The 23,652-nt window shown below is 43.5% G+C and carries 23 protein-coding genes and 2 tRNA genes; 3 read left to right on the top strand and 22 right to left on the bottom strand.

Annotation, left to right across the window (positions count from 1 at the left end):
* Positions 1 to 88 precede the first annotated feature (88 nt).
* The 12 genes from udk to CSX02_RS07895 form a co-directional block, all read right to left on the bottom strand.
* The gene (gene udk / locus CSX02_RS07950; protein WP_031543028.1) at positions 89 to 703 is read right to left on the bottom strand and encodes a uridine kinase; all 615 of its coding nucleotides are present in this window, start codon (positions 701 to 703) and stop codon (positions 89 to 91) included.
* 21 nt (positions 704 to 724) lie between these two features.
* On the bottom strand, positions 725 to 1,258 hold the full coding sequence (locus CSX02_RS07945) for a YgjV family protein (protein ID WP_099386272.1): 534 nt from the start codon (positions 1,256 to 1,258) through the stop codon (positions 725 to 727).
* A 5-nt stretch (positions 1,259 to 1,263) separates the two neighbouring features.
* Positions 1,264 to 2,208, bottom strand: coding sequence for an ABC transporter permease (locus CSX02_RS07940; RefSeq protein ID WP_031543024.1), 945 nt, complete (start codon positions 2,206 to 2,208; stop codon positions 1,264 to 1,266).
* 1 nt (position 2,209) lies between these two features.
* Entirely contained in the window at positions 2,210 to 3,340 is a 1,131-nt protein-coding gene (locus tag CSX02_RS07935) for an ABC transporter permease (RefSeq protein ID WP_099386271.1), read from the bottom strand.
* 4 nt (positions 3,341 to 3,344) lie between these two features.
* Positions 3,345 to 4,880, bottom strand: a complete 1,536-nt coding sequence (locus CSX02_RS07930) for an ABC transporter ATP-binding protein (protein WP_099386270.1) — start codon at positions 4,878 to 4,880, stop codon at positions 3,345 to 3,347.
* Between the two features lie 178 nt (positions 4,881 to 5,058).
* Positions 5,059 to 6,213: a BMP family lipoprotein gene (locus CSX02_RS07925; RefSeq protein WP_031543018.1), complete on the bottom strand. Its 1,155-nt coding sequence runs from the start codon at positions 6,211 to 6,213 to the stop codon at positions 5,059 to 5,061.
* A 109-nt stretch (positions 6,214 to 6,322) separates the two neighbouring features.
* A complete protein-coding gene (gene treC, locus CSX02_RS07920; protein ID WP_099386269.1) occupies positions 6,323 to 7,963 on the bottom strand; it encodes an alpha,alpha-phosphotrehalase in 1,641 nt (546 codons plus the stop codon).
* Positions 7,956 to 9,869 carry a PTS system trehalose-specific EIIBC component gene (treP, locus tag CSX02_RS07915; RefSeq protein WP_099386268.1) on the bottom strand — a complete coding sequence of 638 codons (1,914 nt, stop codon included), beginning with the start codon at positions 9,867 to 9,869 and terminating at the stop codon, positions 7,956 to 7,958. Before treP ends, treC begins: the two co-directional genes overlap by 8 nt.
* A 152-nt stretch (positions 9,870 to 10,021) precedes the next feature.
* A complete protein-coding gene (treR, locus tag CSX02_RS07910; RefSeq protein ID WP_099386267.1) occupies positions 10,022 to 10,747 on the bottom strand; it encodes a trehalose operon repressor in 726 nt (241 codons plus the stop codon).
* A 127-nt stretch (positions 10,748 to 10,874) separates the two neighbouring features.
* Positions 10,875 to 10,947: transfer RNA gene (locus CSX02_RS07905), tRNA-Thr, on the bottom strand.
* A 78-nt stretch (positions 10,948 to 11,025) separates the two neighbouring features.
* The gene (locus CSX02_RS07900) at positions 11,026 to 11,658 is read right to left on the bottom strand and encodes a metallophosphoesterase family protein (RefSeq protein ID WP_099386266.1); all 633 of its coding nucleotides are present in this window, start codon (positions 11,656 to 11,658) and stop codon (positions 11,026 to 11,028) included.
* A complete protein-coding gene (locus CSX02_RS07895; protein WP_099386273.1) occupies positions 11,655 to 13,556 on the bottom strand; it encodes a BMP family ABC transporter substrate-binding protein in 1,902 nt (633 codons plus the stop codon). The genes CSX02_RS07900 and CSX02_RS07895 overlap by 4 nt, the downstream gene beginning before the upstream one ends.
* 165 nt (positions 13,557 to 13,721) lie before the next feature.
* Between CSX02_RS07895 and CSX02_RS07890 the strand changes: the two genes are divergently transcribed.
* The 3 genes from CSX02_RS07890 to CSX02_RS07880 are packed head-to-tail and all read left to right on the top strand — an operon-like array spanning position 13,722 to position 15,970.
* Positions 13,722 to 14,300 carry a chemotaxis protein CheC gene (locus CSX02_RS07890; protein ID WP_031543007.1) on the top strand — a complete coding sequence of 193 codons (579 nt, stop codon included), beginning with the start codon at positions 13,722 to 13,724 and terminating at the stop codon, positions 14,298 to 14,300.
* Positions 14,301 to 14,660, top strand: a complete 360-nt coding sequence (locus tag CSX02_RS07885; RefSeq protein ID WP_031543005.1) for a response regulator — start codon at positions 14,301 to 14,303, stop codon at positions 14,658 to 14,660.
* 14 nt (positions 14,661 to 14,674) lie between these two features.
* Positions 14,675 to 15,970, top strand: coding sequence for a diguanylate cyclase (locus CSX02_RS07880; protein WP_099386265.1), 1,296 nt, complete (start codon positions 14,675 to 14,677; stop codon positions 15,968 to 15,970).
* A gap of 41 nt (positions 15,971 to 16,011) precedes the next feature.
* Here CSX02_RS07880 and CSX02_RS07875 read toward each other — a convergent pair whose 3' ends face one another.
* The 10 genes from CSX02_RS07875 to CSX02_RS07830 all read right to left on the bottom strand — a co-directional run bounded on the left by CSX02_RS07875 (position 16,012) and on the right by CSX02_RS07830 (position 23,563).
* The gene (locus CSX02_RS07875; protein WP_099386264.1) at positions 16,012 to 16,665 is read right to left on the bottom strand and encodes an adaptor protein MecA; all 654 of its coding nucleotides are present in this window, start codon (positions 16,663 to 16,665) and stop codon (positions 16,012 to 16,014) included.
* Entirely contained in the window at positions 16,623 to 17,261 is a 639-nt protein-coding gene (locus tag CSX02_RS07870) for a sigma-70 family RNA polymerase sigma factor (protein ID WP_099386263.1), read from the bottom strand. The genes CSX02_RS07875 and CSX02_RS07870 overlap by 43 nt, the downstream gene beginning before the upstream one ends.
* 12 nt (positions 17,262 to 17,273) lie before the next feature.
* A complete protein-coding gene (gene rlmB / locus CSX02_RS07865; RefSeq protein WP_031542997.1) occupies positions 17,274 to 18,020 on the bottom strand; it encodes a 23S rRNA (guanosine(2251)-2'-O)-methyltransferase RlmB in 747 nt (248 codons plus the stop codon).
* Positions 18,021 to 18,071: 51 nt separating this feature from the next.
* Positions 18,072 to 18,506 (bottom strand): Mini-ribonuclease 3, encoded by a 435-nt coding sequence (locus tag CSX02_RS07860; protein WP_099386262.1) that lies wholly within the window; start codon positions 18,504 to 18,506, stop codon positions 18,072 to 18,074.
* On the bottom strand, positions 18,491 to 19,921 hold the full coding sequence (gene cysS, locus CSX02_RS07855; protein ID WP_099386261.1) for a cysteine--tRNA ligase: 1,431 nt from the start codon (positions 19,919 to 19,921) through the stop codon (positions 18,491 to 18,493). The genes CSX02_RS07860 and cysS overlap by 16 nt, the downstream gene beginning before the upstream one ends.
* A gap of 41 nt (positions 19,922 to 19,962) precedes the next feature.
* Complete coding sequence (gene ispF / locus CSX02_RS07850) at positions 19,963 to 20,496, bottom strand: 2-C-methyl-D-erythritol 2,4-cyclodiphosphate synthase (protein WP_099386260.1); 534 nt, start codon at positions 20,494 to 20,496, stop codon at positions 19,963 to 19,965.
* 84 nt (positions 20,497 to 20,580) lie between these two features.
* Complete coding sequence (gene pta / locus CSX02_RS07845) at positions 20,581 to 21,558, bottom strand: phosphate acetyltransferase (protein WP_099386259.1); 978 nt, start codon at positions 21,556 to 21,558, stop codon at positions 20,581 to 20,583.
* Between the two features lie 99 nt (positions 21,559 to 21,657).
* Entirely contained in the window at positions 21,658 to 22,758 is a 1,101-nt protein-coding gene (locus CSX02_RS07840; protein WP_081826663.1) for a 5' nucleotidase, NT5C type, read from the bottom strand.
* A 9-nt stretch (positions 22,759 to 22,767) separates the two neighbouring features.
* Positions 22,768 to 23,328: a hypothetical protein gene (locus CSX02_RS07835; protein WP_099386258.1), complete on the bottom strand. Its 561-nt coding sequence runs from the start codon at positions 23,326 to 23,328 to the stop codon at positions 22,768 to 22,770.
* A gap of 161 nt (positions 23,329 to 23,489) precedes the next feature.
* Positions 23,490 to 23,563, bottom strand: a tRNA-Met gene (locus CSX02_RS07830).
* Positions 23,564 to 23,652 lie beyond the last annotated feature (89 nt).

Here is a 23,652-nt window from a genome sequence, read left to right as displayed (position 1 = left end):
TTATTCAAAACATTTCTGTTTTAAAACATTTTTATTGACTTTCTTTAATAGTTAGTCTTAATAATTCTGCTCGTACTATTATAGCACTCTATACACCATTTAAGATACTGCGAATTTTAGCAGAAACCACATCAAAGGCCACATCATTCATTCCGCTGTTTAAGACAACATCGGCAAGTGCTCTGGTCGGCTCTACATAAATATAATGCATTGGCTTTACCGTAGTCAGATACTGATCCACTATTCCCTGTAGGTCACGACCTCTCTCTTCCACATCTCGCACGGCACGGCGAAGAATTCTCTCATCTGCATCCGCATCCACATAAACCTTGATATCCATCTGGTTGCGCAGACGCTCATCCTGCAAAACAAGAATTCCTTCCAGAATAATGACCGGACTCGGATTAATCTCGACAACCTCCTTGGAACGGGTATGCTGTGTGTAATCATAAACCGGGCATTGCACCGATTCTCCACGCTTGAGGCATTCGAGATGCTCCAACAGCAATTCTGTTTCAAAAGCGGATGGATGATCATAGTTTTGCAATTTGCGTTGTTCAAACGGGATGTCATCCTGCGATTTGTAATAATTATCATAATAGATAATCGAAGTATCATTCGGGAAAGCATCCTTTATCTTGTTTGTAAAAGTCGATTTTCCGGAACCTGTTCCGCCGGCAATTCCAATAATAATCGGTTTCATCATTATTCCTTCCTTCTTAGCTTATGCGTGTTCGCCCAATACATCCATCTTCTCATTTCCCCGCTCCTTCAAAATCATAATGATTCCGACTGTCGTGGAAATCATCGTCAATACATCGAAGGCCAATGAAGAAAAATTCTTCACAGAAAAATCAAAGATACACCAAAGTACCTCGGATAGGATGATGATCACTTTTAAGGTGATATCACTATCAGTGTCCATAAAGAAAGTAAACATAGCTGTTCCGATGACCGGGAACCAGCCGATTAAACCATTTTGATTAAAGATTGCGGCAAGCACTGTCTGTAATACAATAAAGCCGATTTTAAGCGGCCATGTAAATTCCCATTTGAAGCAAATGAGATTGCGCACAATGCTGACCATATTGGTGATAAACCCTGTCGGTCCGCCTAGCACGAGATTGCCCAGTCCCATTAAAGAGAACTGAGCAATCTGAGCAGACAATATTTTTTTTCGTTCTTTGATCAATCCGATGAGAACCATCACAATGGCTCCGGCAAAGGATATGATATTGCCTATTACTAAATAATACATTTCTGTTATCTGGCTCCTTTATCGTATGGAATACCTTCGGCTTTCGGAGCTCTTGAATTCTTGGAAGTAAACGCAAGCACAATCAGAGAAACAATATATGGCAACATGTTATATACCGTTCCTGAAATCGGAAGTGCTTTGAGGAAATCAATTCCCATATAAACACTTGAAAGTGCCTTAAATAATGCAAAGATCACAGCAGACCATGCAATTCTCTCCGGCTTCCACTGTCCAAAAATCATAACTGCCAGGGCAAGAAATCCTGCACCGGCAACACCATAATCAAAATGCCAGGTGGAAGTTGCTGCGGAAATATAAATAATACCACCGAGACCTCCGAGGAATCCTGAAATCAGAACACCCAGATAGCGCATTTTGTAAACATTGATGCCGACAGAGTCCGCAGCCTGCGGATGCTCACCACATGCGCGAAGGCGCAATGCGGATTTGGTCTTGTAGAAATAAACGGTTGCTACCACAAGCAAAACGATTGCTACTACAATGAACCAGTTCAAACGCAAATCCCCAATGTGGAATGAGAATGCTTCCTGTCCCTTTACATAATCGAGCTTTGGTGAAAAATCCGTTCCGTTAGAACGATTTGTATTAAATGCCTTTACGATTACGGTTGCACCTGCAACACCAATCATATTAACGGCAGTTCCAACCAGTGTCTGATCCGCCTTGAAATTGATTGCAGCCACAGCGATGAACAATGACGTAATCATTCCGGCTGCCGCAGCAGCAAGCATTGTCAAAACAATCACCACAATCTTTGGTGTGTTGTCCGGGAGTAAAACCATTACCATTGCACCGGCCATTGCACCAAATACCATAATTCCCTCAAGTCCGAGGTTGATGATTCCGCTTCGCTCGGAAAACATTCCGCCAAGCGCAACCAGGATTAAAACAGATGCAAAGATCAGAGTATATTGAATCAATAATAACATTCTACTGCTCCTCCTTTCCATCATCCTGTGTTGTTTGGGCATTTGCATTTACAATTACCGCACTCTTCTTTTTGTTGAGAAGATATTTGATAAATAATACAAAACCACAAAGATAGATAATAATTGCAACCATCAGGTCCGCAATCTGTGGATTGAAATATCTCGTATCGAGGTACTGACCACCCATAGTCAGATATTCGATAAAGAATCCCGCAAAAATCGCTCCGATTGGATTCAATCCACCGAGGAAAGCAACAGCGATTCCGTTAAAGCCCATCGCCGGAACGGAAGCGGAAATCGAATAATGCTCGATTCCAGTCAAATAATGACATCCCGCAGCAAGTCCGGCAATCGCACCGGAAATCACAATCGTAAGGATAATATTGCGCTTTGCATTCATTCCGGCATATTTTGCCGCATCTTTGTTGTATCCGGTTGCTTTGAGCTCATAACCAAAGGTTGTGCGGTTCAGAATTAGATAAATCAAAATCGCAACAATAATTGTGAGTGGCAATGCGATCGTCATATACTGGTTATTTCCGAATACCGGCTGCATGAATCCCGGGATAATTCCCTTCTGCGGAATGCCATAGGTCTCGGATTTACTGATATCCATAATCTTCTCATTCGCAAGAATGGTATTGGCCAGATAAAGTGCAATCCAGTTTAACATAATACCAGCGATGACTTCGTTGACTGCAAAAAATGCTTTAAACATACCGCTCAAAAAGCCCCAAAACGCTCCGGCAAGTAATGCTGACAAGAGGCATGCCCACCAGCTCCAGCCCAAAGCCAGAGAGGTATATAAGCTGGCGATCAGTCCGGCTGTGTACTGTCCGGCTGCACCAATATTGAACAAACCTGCTTTGTAGGCAAACAGGATTGCTTCCGCACAAAGAATCAGCGGAAGTGACTTCACCAGAGTTGATCCCAGATAATACAACATCGTGGTGGTATTGTTATTGTATTTGAAAAAATTCTTTAAGATGGCCCAGATGCCTTCTCCTGCATGGGAAGGATTGATTGCCAGCAAAATCAAAAATCCGATTACGATACCGAGAACGGCACATAAAATCGATGCGATCAGGGTCTGTACCCCAGGTCGTCTCATAAAGCCTGTCTTGTTCTTCATCGACTTAGGCCTCCTTTCTTTCGTCTCGTTTTGCACCGGACATGTATAATCCGAGTTCCTGCAATGTGGTCTTCTTTGGATCTACTTCTCCGACGATCTCGCCTTCGTACATGACAAGAATTCTGTCGGACAAATTCATAACTTCATCGAGTTCCAACGAAACCAAAAGAATGGCAGAGCCTGCATCACGCTCTTTGACAATTTCTTTATGAATATATTCAATAGCACCGACATCAAGTCCACGTGTCGGCTGCACAGCAACCAAAAGCTTATGATCACGATCCATCTCACGGGCAACGATTGCTTTTTGCTGGTTACCACCGGACATTGAACGAACGATGGTCTTTGCGCCCTCACCGGAACGCACATCGAATCGCTCTGACAGCTGGTTTGAGTAATTTTTCATTGCATCATTCTTAATGAATCCGGCTTTGGAGAATTCCGGCTCAAAATAACGCTGCAAAATCATATTTTCCTGAAGACTGTAGTCCATAACCAGACCATGCTTATGACGGTCTTCCGGGACATGACTCATGCCATGTGTATTGCGGTAACGGATGGATTTCTTGGTGATATCCTGTCCCGCCAGAGTAATCCTGCCTTCATAGAAATGATCCAGACCGGTCAGACCGTTTACGAATTCTGTCTGTCCGTTTCCATCGATACCTGCGATACATACAATCTCACCTGCACGCACATTGAAAGATACATCATGGACCGCATCATTGTTATGCAATTTGCTCTTTAAGCTGACATGCTCCACGCGCAGCACTTCTTCAGCCGGTTTTGCCTCTGCCTTATCTACTGCAAATTTTACTTCACGGCCAACCATCATGGATGACAATTCTTCTTTGGTCGTGTTTGCAACATCAACCGTACCGATATATTTGCCCTTTCGAAGGATACTGCATCGGTCTGCCACTTCCATAATCTCGTTTAATTTGTGTGTGATAAACAAAATCGATTTTCCCTCAGCTGCGAGATTCTTCATGATTTTCATCAGCTCGCTGATTTCCTGAGGGGTCAGAACCGCTGTCGGCTCATCAAAAATCAGAATATCATTGTCACGATAAAGCATCTTGAGAATTTCGACACGCTGCTGCATCCCAACCGTGATATCTTCGATCTTTGCATCCGGATTCACGCTCAGATTATACTTTTCGGAAAGTGCAATCACTTTCTCACGCGCCTGTGCTTTTGTCAAAAAGCCCATTTTGTTCGGCTCTGCACCAAGGATAATATTATCCAGTACCGTAAAGATATCAACCAGCATAAAATGCTGATGTACCATTCCGATTCCCAAATCGGTTGCATCATTTGGGTTATTGATTTTAACCTCTTTGCCATCCTTTTTGATGACACCTTTTTCCGGAGTGTACAAACCAAACAATACACTCATCAATGTAGACTTTCCTGCACCGTTTTCTCCGAGAAGTGCATGAATCTCCCCGCGCTTTAATTGCAGGGTGATATCATCATTTGCAATAATTCCCGGGAATTCCTTCGTAATATGCAACATTTCAATTACATAATCTTCCATAACTGACACCTTTCTTAGGTATTTTTTGATACTTATATATTACCATAACAGGCCATATAAAAACCATAGAATTTACTGTTCCATTTTGAAATGCAATAATAAGTTCTATGGCTTTTCCTATGTTTATTCGATAAAAGGGGGAGGATTGCTCCTCCCCCGAATAATTAAGTCAGCTTAATTATTTGATATTGTCGAAGTATTCAACCTTAATCTCTGTAGTAGGTGCATTCTCGGTATCATTGCTTACCTTAACATCACCATTGTACATAGCAGCTACAAGAGCCTTGTAATCATCAACAGAGAAATTCTTCATCTGCCAGGTCTCGGTCGGAAGCTGTACATAGTTCAAAGATGGGTCATCTCCGGAAACAAGTCCAAGGTTAGAGAATTTTCCAGCATAATCGCTATCCCACTTGCCATCAAGTACGCCCTGCAATGTAGCAGTAACTGTAGCAGCAAGTCCCTTCATAGCAGAAGTTACGCAAAGATCATCAACTCCATAGCTGTCCTTGATTACTCCGGACTGATCGGTATCAACACCAACAACTTTTCCGTTTGCAGCCTTAGCAGCTTCGCAAGCAGAAGTATAAATACCACCACCGCAAGCAAATACGATTTCGGTGCCACCCTTATACCAAGTGTCCATTACAGCGGTGATTGCAGGATCGCCTGCGAAAGCTCCACCATATACATAGTTGATCTGAACATCAGCAGTCTTCTTAAGTTCAACAGCTGCTGCATTTGCGCCCTGGATATATCCATATCCGTAACGGATAACTGCAGGAACAGCAACACCACCTAAGAAACCAAGCTTGGTGTATCCTTCTTTTACAACTGCGTAGCCTGCCATGTATCCGGCAAGTTCCTCAGAGTAAGTGAAGCAGCAAACATTACTTGGCATCTTATAATCCTTCTTGTTTGCCTTCTCAGCTGCATCTGTAATATCAAATTCAGAAACATCAAGTGCAATAATCTTAACATCAGGATTTGTATCTGCAACATTGACAATCATTGGAGCAAATAAGTATCCCGGTACAACGATTACATTATAGCCATCTGCAACTGCGTTCTGGAATGAAGCGATACGAGCTTCATCAGAGTTCTCGGTTGGCTTGTAGTACTTGAAATCGATGTCATGATCCTTACCAAACTTGTCAGCAGCTTCGTAAGTAGTCTGGTTGAATGACATATCAGTGATGTCACCAGAGTCAGTAATCATAGCAATCTTAACATCAGAATCACTGCCAGACTTGTTGTCCTTTCCACCGCAAGCGGTTAATCCGGTAACTGCGAGTGCTGCTACCATAAGCAATGAAAGTATTTTCTTTTTCATATTCTTCCTCCTTAATAATATGTAAAATACTGTATGATTATTTTAATGACTAAACACGTTTTATGCAAGTGTAAATATTTTTGCTTTTAAAAAAATACCATCAAAAAAATCAGTCAGTATATGCCACAAATTCATACGGACGAAGCGTTACTCTTCCTGCCCTGCGCAATGGTTTTTCTTCATAATTGCTAAGCAAAATCGTTTCCCATGCTCCTTCCGGCAGATCTGCTTCGATTGATTCGGCAGAAAGATTGGCAAAGATTGCTATCTTTTCGTCTGCAGATTTCCTGAGGTATGCCATCACCTGTTCGGTTCCGGTATTTTGGAATTCAATCGTGCCATGCGAGATTGCCGGATGCTCTTTTCGCAAACGAATCAATGTCTGATAAAAAGAAAAAATGGAATCCGGATCATCCTTTTGTGCTTCCACCGTCACTTTATAATCGGAAGAAGGAACCGCAATCCACGGCTCATGTTCTGAAAATCCGGCATTCTTTTCACCATTCCACTGCATCGGAGTTCTTCCGTTGTCACGCGATCTCGCACCCAGAACCGTGAGTGCCTCCTGCTCGGTCAGTCCATTCCCGCAAAGAATCTTATAATAGTTTAGGCTCTCGACATCACGATATTGTGTTATGGAATCAAAATGCGTATTGAGCATTCCGATTTCCTCTCCCTGGTAGATATAAGGCGTACCTCGCATCATATGAATCAGACCGGCAAGCATTTTGCCGGACTGTGCCCAATATTCCTTTTCGTCTCCGAATCTGGAAATGGTACGCGGCTGATCGTGATTCGTCCAAAAGACGGCAGACCATCCTCCACCCTCCTGCATCCTCTCCTGCCAGGTGCGAAGCAGATTCGTCAAGGCCTTTTTGTCATAAGGCATCAGCTTCCATTTGTCACCGTCCCTGTAATCCACTTTCAGATGATGAAAATGGAAACACATGGACAGTTCCTTCTCAGCCGGATTCGAGTAGCGAATGCAATTTTCTACCGTCGTCGAAGACATTTCGCCCACTGTGATCATATCCGCAATTCCCGTATCCCGAACGAGTTCCTTCAGATATTCATGCACATGTTTTCCGTCCGTATAAAACCGGCGTCCGTCACCTTCATTATCATCTTCAAACAGGTCCGGTTTGGAAATCAGATTAATGACATCAAAGCGGAATCCACTGACTCCTTTCGCTTTCCAAAATCGAATGATTTCTTTTAATTCTTCCCGCACAAGCGGATTCTTCCAGTTCAGATCCGCCTGTGTCACATCAAATAAATGCAGATACCATTTTTGAAGTTCCGGGAGAAATGCCCATGCATTTCCCCCGAATTTGGATTGCCAGTTGGTCGGCGGACAATCTTTCGTCCCGTCCCGGAAAATATAATAGTCCATGTATTTTGGATCACCTGCGATTGCCTTTTGGAACCATTCGTGTTCTGTGGAAGTATGATTGAAAACCATATCAAGCATAATTCCGATTCCGCGCAACTTCGCCTGTGCAGAGAGTTCTTCGAAATCCTGCATGGTACCAAAGCGCGGATCGATAGCCCTGTAATCGGCAATATCATATCCGTTGTCCCGCTGCGGGGAAACGAAAAACGGCGTAATCCAGATATAATCGACACCCAGCAGTTTTAAATAATCAAGTTTTTCGGTGATTCCTCTTAAATCGCCAACCCCATCCGCGTTTGTATCATAAAACGATCTGGGATAAATTTGATATACAACTTTGTCTTTGAAATCAGACATTGTTTTCCTCCACAATAATGGTCTCATTTGCTTTCGCCGTTACACCGGTGTGAAAACGGAATGTTTTTGCCTCATCCGTCGGCATCAAAGCACAAACAATCACATCTGATTTTCCGGCTTTCGCAATTTCTTCCCTACTGAATTTCATAAGCGGCTCTCCTGCTTTGACTGTCTGTCCTTTTTCGACCAGATAATCAAATCCTGCCCCATTCATTGCAACCGTATCAATTCCCACATGGATCAGCATTTCCGTCTGATCCGGTAAAGTCAGTCCAACCGCATGCTTACTCTCCTCCATCAAAACACTGACTGTTGCATCGCAAGGCGCATATACCGTATCACCTGTCGGTCTGATTGCAAAACCGTCGCCCATTAATTTTTTTGAAAAAACTTCATCTTCTACCTGTTCAATCGGGAACACTTCTCCGTCAGCAACAGCTGCCAGAGTGACAGATTCAGCTGTCACAGGAGTATCTGTGGCTTCATCACCGTAGATATCTTCTGTCGTCAGTTTCTTCTTTCCTACAATCACAGTCAGAATAAACGGAACAACAATTGCAACAACCATTGCCAGGGCAAAGATCAGCATATAGCGTGTCTGGATGGACAAAATACCCGGGATACCACCGACACCGATGGAATTGGCCATAACACCGCTTCCAACCGAAATGATTGCCGCCGCACAGGATCCGATCATAGCGGAGACAAACGGGAATCCGTATTTAATGTTGACACCGAACATTGCAGGCTCTGTTACACCAAGATAGCAGGAAATGCATGCCGGAATGGATACCTCTTTTGATTTTGTATTTTTCTTCTGTAAGTAAATCATACCAAGTACCGCAGATCCCTGTGCGATATTGGAGAGTGCGATCATCGGCCAGAGAATGGTACCGCCGAAATCTGCAACCAGCTGTGTATCGATGGCATTGGTCATATGATGCAGACCGGTGATTACAAGCGGTGCATAGAACATACCGAATACACCTGCAAACAACCAGTTCACGCCACTTGTCAAACCTGCATGCACACCGGCCGAAATCCATGAACCGATTTTCCAGCCGATTGGTCCAAGGATAAAATGAGATGCCATAACCGCCAGAACCAATGAGAAGAATGGCACGACAATCATCGAAATAACCTTAGGACAGATTTTCTGGAAGAATTTTTCCAGAAATACCAGACAGAATCCTGCAAGAATCGCCGGAATAACCTGTGCCTGATATCCAATCATATTCACCTGTACAAACCCGAAATCCCACTTTGGAATTGCATCTGCAGCAGCACCCGCCACTCCGTACGCATTCAAGAGCTGTCCTGATACAAGCGTACAGCCGAGAATAATTCCAAGGATCTGTGTTGTTCCCATCTTTTTCGTAATCGACCAGCAGATACCGACCGGAAGCATATGGAAAATTGCCTCACCGATCAGCCACAAAAAGCTATGCACACCGGCCCAAAACTGTGACTGTGACACAATGGTTCCATTTCCGAAATCAATTTCGCCGATTACATTTCGGAAACCTAAAATCAAACCGCCGACTACCAGAGCCGGAATCAACGGAGCAAAAATTTCCGCGATAGCAGACATCACGCGCTGTAACGCATTCTGATTCTGTTTTGCAGCCTTCTTTACCTGGTCTTTGGATACGCCTTCCACTCCGGCCACTTTTACAAAGTCCTGATAAAATTCAGCTACTTCCTGGCCGATAATTACCTGAAACTGACCCGCCTGGGTAAATGTTCCCTTTACGCCCTTGATTTTTTCAATTCCGGGAACATCTGCCGCGCTCGGATCATTCAGAACAAAACGCATTCTGGTCACACAATGTGACACTGCGGCAATGTTCTGCTTTCCACCGATCAGCTTTAACAATTGCTGACTCTCTTCTGTGAATTTTCCCATGTCATTCTCCTTCTTTTTCATTCCTTGGTACTTACCATTAAGTTCTCTAATTACTTTTTAACCTGTTTGAACAGGTCTAACTTATATATAACACAGCTGTTTAAACAGGTCAATAGGAAATATGACATTTTTTGCGCAAAAAAAAGAAGGCTTTACGCCTTCTTTCTGGTTGCTGTATCCATAAAACAAAAATATTCCGGAACATGTCTGGATTGTGTATATTCGAACATCAATCCCATACCGTTGTATGTCTGGCCGGTCACAACCGCAAGACAGTTGTAATCTCCCAGGCTCAGATACTTTTCATCTGCCGGCGAGACACGCTCAACGGTCATCCTGCGCTTACTCATGGCAATTTCCATCCCCAATTCGTTTTCGATATAATCATAAATGGATTTTTGGGCAATTGCTTCTGTCAGTCCCGGTACTTTTTCTTTGTCAAACATGTTGATATCCAAAATACAAGGTTTCCCATCCAGTTTGCGCACACGCTGTATATAATACAGTTCCGTTCCTTCCGCAAAACCGGTGCGCCTTGCAATATGCGCATCCGCGATCACTTCCGTAAACAAAACAACTTCTGTCGTACTGTTTAACATATTCCTGCGTGCGGTCTCCTCAAACGACTCGATTCCGCCGATTACAAAACTTGCCTTATCTGCTTCTTTATAAATCACGCGCACGCCAATTCCGTTGATGGCCTGCACATATCCCAATTCTGCCAATTGTGCCAGGGCTCTGCGCACTGTATTTCTGGAACAGTCATATTCCTGAATCAGTTCGCGCTCGGACGGCAAAATGCTCTGGTATTCATATTCATCCGCTTCAATTTTCATCTTCAGGTTCCTGAAAATTGTTTCGTATTTTGTCCTGCCCATTGTTTTCTCCCTCTTACCTTCACATGTTTAAACAGGTTATTCCTAGGGTATCATAACTTGCCTTGCAATTTCAAGTAATAATCATCCGGAATACAAAAAAAGGAAATCCGAATCGGATTTCCTTTCAAGCTGGCAACGAGAGTTGAACTCGTGACCTCCTCATTACCAATGAGACGCTCTACCTCCTGAGCCATGCCAGCAATGTGTTGCTGCTCATCGACAGCTATTACAATATACAGTATGGTCGATGAAATGTCAACACTAAATCTAACTTTTTTTTAATTTTTTTCGAAAAAACGTTTTGGCCTGTTTTCGTCAATATCGATATCCAAAATATACTTTTCATATGCATTCACTACTGTGGTATTTCCCACCTGCGTAATGCGCGGAACATTGCGGCCGTAATTCATATGCACATGGCCATGCACAAAATATTTTGGCTCATATTTTTCAATCAGTTCATTGAAGCACTCAAATCCGATATGGCATAAATCTTCTCCGTCATTCAATCCTCTCGCCGGTGAATGCGTCACGAGCACATCAAATCCTTTTTTGAATCCTTTTGTGTGTTTTAATTTTTTGATTCGCTTGCGCATCTCCTCTTCGGTATATTGATGCTCACCCGGTTTATAGCGCATACTTCCGCCCAGACCCAAAAAACGAATTCCATGATAGGTAAAAATACGATCTTCGATGCAAATGCATCCTTCCGGCGGGCTCTCTTTGTAACGCTTGTCATGATTTCCATGAACATATGCGATTTCAAGCCCCGTCATCGTAGTCAGATAGGTCAGATAATCCGGTTTTAAGTCTCCGCAGGAAATAATCAAATCAATATCTTTAAAATCACTTTTATCAAAAAAGTCCCAATATTTTTGTGATTCTACATCTGCCAGAAACAATACTCTCATGCTTCGACTCCCTTAATTTCTACTACTGTTTTTGCACCATCAATCAGATCTTTCATCTCCGGAAGCGAACCTATGACATTCTCAGCCAGCCAGTCCATGTTCATGATGTCATCCGGGCGCATTGTATGATGCTGTTTATTTTTGCGCACACCGTTCTGGTCTCTGATTTCTCCGGAGAATACATTCCATTCACCCTGACAGATATTGTCTCTCATGTGATCGATCAAAGCCGTTACCGACACAGGTACATTCTTGGATGCAATCAGATCAATCACACCTGCAGACATGCCCCACCAGTAATTCAGAGGTCGTCTCTCATCCCATTCCTCGGAATCAAATGTTCCGGAGAGGATACTTTGAATCAGTTTTTCGTAGAATACGCCCCAGTTCCAGATTGGCATAACCAGATTCTTGCGTTCTCCATCAATATCATATGCATACAATCCAAAGCTTCTCGAAGGATCCGTCGGCGTAATCATGTCCTGATCGGATACGATATGAATCTGATTGTCATTCATCAGTTTTTCAAAATCATAATTTTTGCGTGTCGACCAGTCCAGATAAATCTTTGCACGTGGATTCACAAGTGATGCGCCATATGCAAATGCGTTAATATTCGCAATCATTCCGTAAATCGGATAATCCGCAATATAAGCGATCTTGTCATTTTCCGCAAGTGCTCCCGCAATCATGCCGGCAAGGAATTTTGCTTCATACATGCGCGCATAATAGGTGCGAATATATTTGTGCGGGGCATTGAGCGAGCAGTTTAAGATCACCACTTCCGGATGCTCAACAGCCATTTTCAGCGACTCCTGCATCAGCTGCGGTGCCACTTCAAATATAATCGTGGCGCCGTCTGCAATGACATCATCGAGCACATTGACCACATTGTTAGGAGTGACGTCGTCCACGCGAATCGTCTTAATCGTATCCGGGAATGTGTCCTCGAGATAATTGCGTCCCAGCTCATGTGCATAAATCCAGTCTGATTTTTCCGGGGACTTCGGATACAAAAAGGCAACCGTACAGGTCTTTTGCGTATTACCGCCAAGCCATCCGAATAAGCCCTTTCTCTCCTTGACTTCCGCCGGATTCATAACCAGATCTACCTTGAAATGCTCGGACATATTGGTAATCTCATTCCAGCATTTCTGAATACTGGTATTAAACTGCGCCTCGTTCATCTCCGTTGCAGCCTGATAACCGTATACATTAAAGAAAGCGACCAGCGCATCGCCAAGCTTGAGATTTAATTTCTGTCCGCCCTGTGCATTATATACTTTTGTAAAGATAAATACCACCCGGTTAAAGTCATCGAGCGTCTTGTCATCCCACGGTGTCGGAGCGCCAACATGGTCCAGCAGTTTCTGCGCACTTCCGAATACAGAGAATTCAATGGTATTGATGCCGGTCTTCTTGTTGAAATCCATGAATTCATAATACAATTTGATTTCCGGATCATCACTCAGTTTCGGAATTTTACGTGTCACAAAAGCCGGAATTGCCCCCGCTCCGTAATATTTCATAACGCTGACACGCTTATTTCCCTCAACCACGTAATAGCGGTTCATATATTCATATACTTTGATTGGATCACGAATGCCTTCATTGACCTGGGCATCGGACAGGACATCCCATTTGAATGAGAATTCCGATGAATCATCCAAAATCGGCATGAAATTGGCCGCAAAAGCCGTCGTTCGTCCCGCAGTTGCAGTTCCCACCACAAAATCAAGCGGAATATTCAACAGTCCCATATATTGTTCTGTCTGAACCTGCTCATTCGACAAAATCTCCTCGAGGACAGGGAGGTATGGCGAGCGTCCGATTGAGACGCAATACTTATACTCCTTTTTCCCGAGTTTTCGTGCTTCCTCATAGTCTGATAAGCTCATATTACACTCCTTTTTTTGTTCAATATGCATTGTAGATGAAATGGTTTTATATTTTCCCTTTATTAATTTTAACATAAATAAAAAAAATGAAAATATTTCTTCCATATTCTTATTATCTTTGTTATAATCTAGTTTAGGAAATAGGTACTAATGGAGGTATCTTATATGGAGAAAATTACTATGGAACAAGCCGATGTCATTGGTGAGGTTGCCAATATCTGCATCGGTAATGCAGCTACTACGCTCAGTTTGATGTTGAATCATGCCACAAATATCACGACTCCGGTTGTCGATGTTTTGACCAATGAGACCGAATTGCAGCGGGATGACAGAGTTCTGGTCAAGATTCCTTATACCAAAGGTCTCGACGGAACGAATCTTATGGTTCTACAAGTCTCCGATGCCGTAATCATCGCGAATCTGATGATGGGTGGCGATGGACATCCGGAGCAAACAGATTTGGACGAATTGTCCGTATCTGCTATTTCTGAAGCCATGAATCAGATGTGCGGTACCATAGCAACATCCATGGCTACCATATTGGAAGTTCCAACCGATATTGGTTTTCCGCTGGTCAACAGCAAATTCAAAACCACTTTCACAATTCCGGAGGAACTTTGCAATGGCAGCGATATCGTAAAAGTAACATTTCGACTTACGGTAGGCGATTTGATTGATTCACAGTTGATGCAATTATATCCTATCAGTATTGTTAAACAGATTTTAAAACAGGAGGAAAAATAAATGGCAAGTGTATTAATCGTTGATGACGCAGCTTTCATGCGAATGATGTTAAAGGACATCCTTACAAAGGGTGGTTACGAAGTTGCAGGTGAAGCAGCCGATGGTAACGAGGCCGTTGCAAAATATGCAGAATTAAAGCCGGATCTTGTAACCCTTGATATCACAATGCCGAACAAAGACGGTATTCAGGCATTGAAAGAAATCAAAGCAGCTGATCCTAATGCAGTATGTGTCATGTGCTCTGCTATGGGCCAGCAGTCAATGGTTATTGAAGCAATTCAATCCGGAGCAAAAGACTTTATCGTTAAGCCTTTCCAGGCTGACCGTGTAATTGAATCCATCAAGAAAGTAATCGGATAATAAAGGAGGCATTTATGCGAGAGACTTCCAAGCGCCTGGGGATTCAGGCTTCTCTTGCAAGAATGACCGTTATTCCAATTCTTTTTATCGGAATCATAGTCGCAATATTTGGTATCTTCTGGGTCACATCATCAATGGAGGATGAAGTGAAAGAAGAATTGTGTGCGCAGGCCAATCTCGCAATCAATTCATTCAATCAGCTTTATCCCGGTGATTACGCAGTCGACTCCTCGGGAGAGTCGCCTGTTGTGACAAAAGGAGATACCATTTTAAATTCCAATTATGCGTTGATTGATTCCCTGAAAGAGGCTTCCAGCACCGATTATACACTCTTCCTCGGTAGCCTGCGTATCCTCACCACCCTGACTCAGGATGATGTGCGCATCGTCGGTTCGCAGGCCAACGACAAGATTACCGAATCGGTCTTCAAAGCGAAGGAAGATCATTTTTACAAGAATATCAATGTACTCGGCGAACAATATTACGCCTACTACACTCCTATTTACAACTCAAACGACCAATGTGTCGGAATGATGGCAGCCGTCAAATCCAAATCAGGTGTGCGCAAATTGATTTTGCAGGCCGTAGCACCGATTGTCTGCCTCATTCTGGTGGTTGCTGTGTTGGCAATCTTTTGGTCTCAATATTTTTCGAATGATTTTCGCAAGACCATCCAAAAGCTCAGCGGAGCTTTTGCCAAGGTTGCAAAAGGGACTCTGTCCAATACGGTCTCACCCGAATTGCTTGCACGCAGAGATGAATTCGGCGATATGGCACATTCGGTTGTCGATATGCAGTCTTCTTTGCGAAAACTTGTCGATGAAGATATGCTGACCGGTTTGTCCAATCGACGCAGCGGACAAATGAGACTTGAGCAGACCTTTGCGCAAAATGCCGGCATGGAAAACGGATTCTGTGTTGCGCTCGGCGATATTGATTTTTTCAAAAAATTCAATGACAACTACGGACACGATTGCGGTGATCTCGTTTTACAGCAGATAGCCCGGATTTTGCAGAATCAGGTGCGCAATTACGGTGTCTGTGCACGATGGGGCGGCGAGGAATTTTTGATTATATTCACGCGTGGTTCCCTCGCGGAGTGCAAAGAAGTCATGGAGCAGACACTCAATGTAGTACGCACACATCAAGTGCAGTACAACGGACAGCTACTCTCCGTCAATATGACTTTCGGACTGATTCATTCCAACGGTTTCCGCAGTGCGGATGAAATGGTCAAGCACGCAGACGAATTACTCTATTACGGAAAAGAACATGGTCGTAACCAATTGGTTACTGCAGAAAAAAAATAGTTCGGTACAATCTGTACCGAACTATTTTTGATTTCCGATTGTTACAGCTGTGCAAGGGCTGAGATTGCATGATCTGCAAGCACAACCTCTCCATGCTCCATACGGTAAACCACTTCGCCTTCTAACAGGACGATATGATCCGTCAGCTCATCTCCAATATAATAAAGGTTATCATATCCTTCTTCTGACAAATCACCCGTATCCACCTTAATATAATAATATCCATTGAATTTATAAAGTGCACTTGTCTCATCGACTTCCGGATAATTCTGCTGAATGGTTCTTGCGACCATCGCGAGCCGGTCAAACGAATCGCAAGTAAACATCATGAGTTTAATCTCGCTGAGGTCTCCTTTTGTCGAATCCGTTTTTTCCTCCGTAGATGATAAGAAATCAGCATTTTCAATTTTTCGAACCAGCTGTTCAAACAATTCTGTCACAGCCTGCTTGCGATCTCCAACTGTAAAGGTGAGCGAAATGGTATGATTCGGAAGAAAATCGGCACGAACAGTTTTCATTCCCACATCAAACTGGATGCCCATCTCCCGTTCTGCAATATCAAAAATTTCATTCATGAAATCCTGTGTTTTGTCTGCATTGGACAGAATTTCATCAAGACTGTATCCAAGATTTGCGATCTCTTCCTCAGTAATTATGCACCGGATGGTGCGTGTTCCGATTCTTGAAAATTCCATAAACTCACCTTCTTTCTTATCCGCTGCAAAGCATTATCAATTGCCTTTGGATCTTTATTCATGATTGCCGCAATCTCCGTATAGCTTCTGCCCTCACGGTAGAGAGAAAGCACTTCTCTTTCGAGTTTGCTGAGTCGCTTCCACAATTCCTGATAGAATTCTTCCCAAAATTCCTGTTCAATTACCAGTTGTTCCGGGCTGACGGTTGTCTCATCAAACAAATGCTCTTCCAAAGAATTCTTTTCTTCTTCATCATCCGAAAAAAGCGAAATATACGAATTCAGCGGTGTATGCTTCTTGCGATTTGAAGCTTCCATTGCGGAATAAATCTGTCTTCTCACACACAGATTTGCAAATGTGGAAAAGCTCGTCTCGCGCTGCACATCATAATCACGAATTGCTTTGAAAAGCCCTATCATCCCTTCCTGTATCAAATCATCGGAATCGCCTCCGATGATAAAAAATTCATTTGACATGCTTCGGACCAAAGGTTTAAATTTTGCCAGCAGATAATCGGTTATTTCTGCGCATTCCTGCGCATCTGCAGCTCTGCTGCGCAAAATCAATTCTTCATCGGTCAATGATTGATAATTCACGGTTCATCCCTTCTAGCCTTTTTGAATACGCTGCCGAAGAATCTCATATGCCAACACACCGGTTGCAACCGACGCGTTGAGCGAATCGATATCCCCTTTCATCGGGATGGATGCAATCATATCGCAATTCTCGCGTACAAGTTTACTGACTCCATCTCCTTCGTTGCCGATCACGAGACCAATCGGGCCTGTCAAATCCAGATCATACATGGCTGTGCCGCCCATATCTGCACATACAAACCACATGCCCTTGTCTTTTAATTCTTTGATGGTCTGTGTCATATTGGTTACTTTTGCAACCGGAGTATAATTGATTGCACCTGCGGAAGTTTTTGCAACCGTAGGGGTTAATCCCACAGCTCTGCGCTTTGGAATGATAATTCCATGTGCACCCACAAGATTTGCTGTACGAATAATCGCGCCCAGGTTATGCGGGTCCTCAATTCCATCTAACAGGATGATAAATGGCGGTTCATTTTTATTTTCGGCAGATTTTAAGATTTCCTCAACCTCTACATAATCATATGCTGCCGAAATTGCAATCACACCCTGATGTTTTCCCGTTTCGGAAAGTTGATCCAATCGCTCTTTTGCGACGAAATTAATCAGTGTATCATGCTTTTTTGCTTCCCGCACAATCGTGCGAACCGGCCCATCCTGACATCCGTCAAGAACAAACAACTTGTCAATTGTCTTTCCGGAACGAAACGCTTCCAATACCGCATTGCGTCCTTCAATTTTGTTTTCTTCTAATTCCATTATAGCCTCTTTCTAAGCAGAATAAAATATGGCGAAACATGTTTTATAAAATTATAATAATTCCAGTTTCTGCAAGCCTTCTTTGGTCAACTCCACAAGGCGCTCCGTGCGGTCCGAGAGATACAGATATCCCGCGAGTGCCTCAAATCCCGTTGCCTTGCGATAGTCCGACATGGAAGCATTCTTTGCCATGGTAAATGACTTTGCATTGCGTCCTCTTTTGTAAATATCGTGCTCTTCTTCGGTCAGTGACTCCTTAATCGCCTCAACGAGCTTTGCCTGCGTCTCCGCCTTTACAATACGGCTGGTGCGCTTGTGCAAATTGGACGCCTTTGTATTGCCTTTTCCAACCACGACAGAACGAATGATCAGGTCAAAAATACCATCACCAATATATGCCAGAGTCAAAGGTGAATAGGTACGCAAATCCACTTCCGGTATTTCAAAGATTTCCTTGATATAACGATCCATTAAACGAGCTCCCATACGACGCCTTCACGGGTATCCTTAATTGCAACACCTTTTGCCAACATTTCATCACGGATTGCATCTGCCTTTGCAAAATCTTTTGCTTTCTTGGCTTCCTTGCGTTCCTCGATTTTTGCCAAAATCCATGCTTCGAGATCTGCATCGACATTTGTCGCATTCTCTGCAAGTTTTTTGCCGTTGTTATATAAATCAAGCGCGAGCACCTGATCGAAATCATTGATGATTGCAAGCTTTGTCGCATCATTGGTATCTGCTTTGAGCACATCATAGACAAGTGTGATTGCCATCGCAGAATTCAAATCATTTGAGATTGTCTCGGTAAACTGTGCCTTAAAGTCATCAAACAGTTTCTGATCCACAGCGCCATCCGCCTCCTTGAGGGAAGCGACTCTTTTTGCAAGCTTGTCATAGGTTGCCTGTGCAGCATCGAGCGCTTCTGTCGAATATTCAAGTGGCTTGCGGTAATGTGACTGCAGGCAGAAGAAGCGATATGCAAGCGGATTGTATCCATTCTCTGTAAGAACCGATACGGTCAAAATCGCACCCTTGGACTTGCTCATCTTGCCGCCACGGTCATTCAGGTGATGTACATGGAACCAGTTGTTGCACCATTTATGTCCGAAATAAGCCTCAGACTGTGCAATCTCATTGGTATGATGCGGGAAGATATTATCAACACCACCACAGTGGATGTCCATATATTCACCGAGATGCTTCTTGCTGATGCATGAGCATTCGATGTGCCAGCCCGGATAACCTACGCCCCATGGGCTGTCCCATTTCAAAGCCTGATCTTCAAATTTTGATTTTGTAAACCAAAGCACGAAGTCATTCTTGTTTTTCTTGTTTGCATCCTCTTCCACATCATCGCGGACACCAACCTCAAGCTGTTCCTTTTCAACTGCAGAAGAAAATACAAAATAATCATCCAGCTTGGAGGTATCAAAATAAACATTGCCACCTGCCTGATATGCATATCCCTTATCGAGTAAGCCTTCAATCATCTCAATAAATTCCGGAATGCAGTTGGTCGCCGGCTCTACAACATCCGGCATGCAATTGCCGACTGCCTGAAAATCATGAAAGAACGCATCCGTATATTCTTTTGCGATTTCCATAACGGTCTTGTGCTCACGCTGTGCACCCTTTACCATCTTATCTTCACCGGTGTCACCGTCGCTGGACAAATGGCCTACATCCGTAATATTCATAACGCGCTTTACATCATATCCGTAATAGCGAAGCGCGCGCACCAGCAGATCCTCCATGATATAAGATCGGATATTGCCGATATGTGCAAAATGATAAACTGTCGGTCCACAGGTATACATTGCAATTTTGCCCGATTCGTTCGGGATGACAGTTTCAATTTTTCTGGTTAATGTGTTGTAAAATTTGAAGTTGTTTTCCATAGTTTTTGTTGTACTCCTTTTATGAATCCGTATGTTCTGAATTATCTACCTGCGCAGCCGCTACAGCCGCTACAGCCGCCACCTACTGCCATGCTCGACTCGTAGATGCCGGAGAGCATACAGACTGCCTGTGCGGCAATTCCCTCTTCGGTTCCTGTAAATCCCAGTCCCTCTTCGGTTGTTGCCTTTATATTTACCTGCTCCGGAGAAATCTCCAGTGCACGGGCTACATTCTCTTCCATTTCTTCGATATAAGGGCGAAATTTCGGCTTCTGTGCAATAATCGTTGCATCGATATTGTCGACCAAATATCCTTTTTCCTGTATCATTGTTCCAACCTCGGCAAGCAGTTTCAAACTGTCTGCTCCGGCATATTTCGGATCGGTATCCGGGAAATGCTTCCCGATGTCACCAAGTCCTGCAGCTCCAAGGAGCGCATCGCTTATGGCATGCAGCAGGACATCTGCATCAGAATGCCCAAGCAATCCTAAAGTATGTGGAATTTCCACACCGCCCACAATCAGCTTTCGGCCTTCAACGAGACGATGTACATCATATCCCATTCCAATTCTCATTTGTGTCCTCTTTCTTTACAGAAAAGGGGCAGGGATCCAAATTTCGATTCCTGCCCGATTCATGAACTTGTTTATTTACAAAGATTAAGCAAGCGCTGCTGTAATGATTGCCATAGAATATACTTCCATTGCGTTGCATCCGCGTGACAAATCATTGATTGGTGCATTCAGGCCCAAAAGGATTGGTCCATATGCATCGAAGTTACCAAGACGCTGTGCAATCTTGTATCCGATATTTCCGGCGTTGATATCCGGGAAAATAAATGTATTTGCATGTCCTGCGACTTTTGAATCCGGGCATTTTGTACGAGCTACAGCAGGTGAAACCGCTGCGTCGAATTGTAATTCTCCGTCAATGGCAAGTTCTGGATATCTCTCCTTTGCCTTTGCACATGCATTATGCATTTTGTCTACATCTTCTCCCTTTCCGGATCCCAATGTAGAATAGCTTAAAAATGCAACCTTCGGGTCAATACCAAAGATTTTCGCACAAGCTGCTGTCTCTCCTGCAATTTCAACCAGATCATCCTCGGAAGGCTTGATATTAATTGCACAGTCACCCATTGCGAGTACTTCGTTCTCACCGGAAGCTGCCGGACGAACCATGATGAAACAAGAAGATACAATTGAGTTACCCGGCTTGGTCTTGATTACCTGAAGTGCCGGACGAACTGTATCTGCTGTAGAATAGGTTGCTCCACCGAGAAGTGCGTCTGCAACACCCATCTTTACAAGCATGGTTCCAAAATAATTTGCTGCGGAAAGGGTCTTTCTTGCCTGCTCAGGTGTCACACCTTTGCTCTTTCTAAGTTCACAGAACAAATCAACCATTTCATCAAAGCGATCGTAATGATCCGGATCGATGATGGTCGCACCGTGAACATTAAATCCTGCATTTTCTGCAGCTGCAAAAATCTCATCCTCTTTTCCGACAAGAATCGGATGAAGGAAATTACTTGACAAAAGGCGTGCTGAAGCCTCTAAAATACGAGGATCAGAACCTTCTGTAAATACAATTTTCTTAGGGCTGGCCTTTAAACTATCAATCAATTTTCCAAACATTTTTTCGTCTCCTTTTTATTTCTTCATAATAAAATGCGTGAAAAACACTATTGTTATTTTATACCCCTACCCATCAAAAAACAAGTTGTGCATGGTTTTTTATTGAGTACCAAATTGTGAAAAGAATCCGCCATCCGTAATCATGGTACCGACTGTCAGTCCGATTACCTGCTCGAGTGCATCCTCTTTGTCATTGTTGATGACAAAATCACAAATCTCCCGATTTCGCTTCTCCGCATCAATCGAAAGGATACGCAATGTCTTTTCTTCGATTGTATAGTCTTCTTTTAAAATGTCATGAATCAGGATTTCTTTGTCCCGGTTCAAATAGATGATTGCGGTTTTGAAATGTTGTTTCATCGCAATTGCGCCACACATATCAAGCGGCATTACCGCAAACTTCCCCTGATCGAGAATGGATTGAATATCTTCTTTTTTGGTACCGTATTTCACACCCGCATATTGTGTCTGCTCAATAAAATTCTGCTTTGCAAAATCTTTTTCGCTCAAATAGCGGTGATTATGACTGCGCTTCGTGCAATAGGTACGCGGATTCTCAAAGCGCGGATCCACGCACAGACTGTTCGACAAATGCGTCTTGCCCGATCCGGACGGACCGACCAGTGCCAATACGGCAGGTGCCTGGATTTCTGTCACTTTCGTATGACTTGCCAGCATAATCTGCTCCACAAGCGATACGAACTCCTTCATGGAATTGACCGAAAGGAGTCCGGTCATCTTCCAGTTCCATGGCTTGCGCATCAATACCGGATAAGCCGCAGGTGATTCGAGCACATTATGAATCGCATCATCCAGGATAATATCAAACTGTACCAGATTCTTGGCATTTCCAAGGATGATATTCTCCGGTGGAAAATCCGGAAAGGCATCCAGTATCTGTTTTGCGCGGATTCCCATAAATTGAGGATATGCAGCGGTAATAAAATACACATCCGCAATCTCCATCAATTTTTCAATCATTTTTTTATTTTCTTCCGGAACGGTCTGACGCTCATAAAGCGCTTCCTGTCCGTAAAATTCTTTGATGACCGATGCGCGCCCGGTATTGGCCCATGAAGTAATCTCCCCGAGTGTCAGCGGAGGATCAAACTGATATTTTTCATTGGCCATCTCAATTGCAATATCATTAAACGGAGCGGTCACATCATCCCAATCCAATCCGATTTTTGGTCTTAACATGCTATTCCTCTACTTCTCCTCAAAATTGGCATTTTTTGCAATCTCCGGATTACTTCGTGCCAGATCCTCTTCCTGATATTCATCAAGCAACGCAAAATCCATATCCCAGAATATCAAGTCAAGATATTCGGCCGGATTCTCAAGCTGTGACAGATATTCCGCCGCATCATTTTCCGCCTGCTTATCCCCGTCTGCCTCGAAATCTTCGATCAGTTTTTCCAATACATAGGCCCTTTCCGGCATCATTGGCTGAACGCTTTCTTCGAGATCTTTGTACAGATATAAAATCTGTGCAAGAACATATTCCATCATCTGCTCCGGGGCGAATTCATCCTCCGCCTTTAGAAGATGATAGAGTTTCATAAACAGTTTCGGTTGTTTTTCTTTCTCATAATTTTCCGGAAACAGGAAAAAGATTTCCTCTGCGAATTCGGGGTTCTGCTCGATGGTATCCTCATCAAAATCTGCGATGATATCCGTCATCAGAGCCACCAATCTCTGATTCATATAGCCATTGATAATCTCATTCGCTCTTTTGTCTCCGCAAAGCGGTCCCGGTATCTGTAACATCTGCCGTTTCTCCTTGTTCCATATTATCTATTTACTTTATCATAGCAACCTATCCGTTTCAAGCATTTCTGACGGTTTATGTACTCTACCGAATCCGTTTTGTCAACTTGGAATTGCAGAAAACAAAAAACCCGGAAGAAACTTCCGGGCTTTGTAGATAGTAGCGAGAGGGGGACTTGAACCCTCGACACCACGGGTATGAACCGTGTGCTCTAGCCAGCTGAGCTATCTCGCCATATTGAATTGAATGCGAAAGATTTCGCAAATGGGACCTACAGGGCTCGAACCTGTGACCCTCTGCTTGTAAGGCAGATGCTCTCCCAG

The organism is Agathobacter ruminis (assembly GCF_002735305.1).
In the GTDB taxonomy this organism is placed as follows: domain Bacteria; phylum Bacillota; class Clostridia; order Lachnospirales; family Lachnospiraceae; genus Roseburia; species Roseburia ruminis.
The sequence above is the reverse complement of the archived record's forward strand: the minus strand, read 5'-3'. Positions and strand labels throughout refer to the sequence as shown.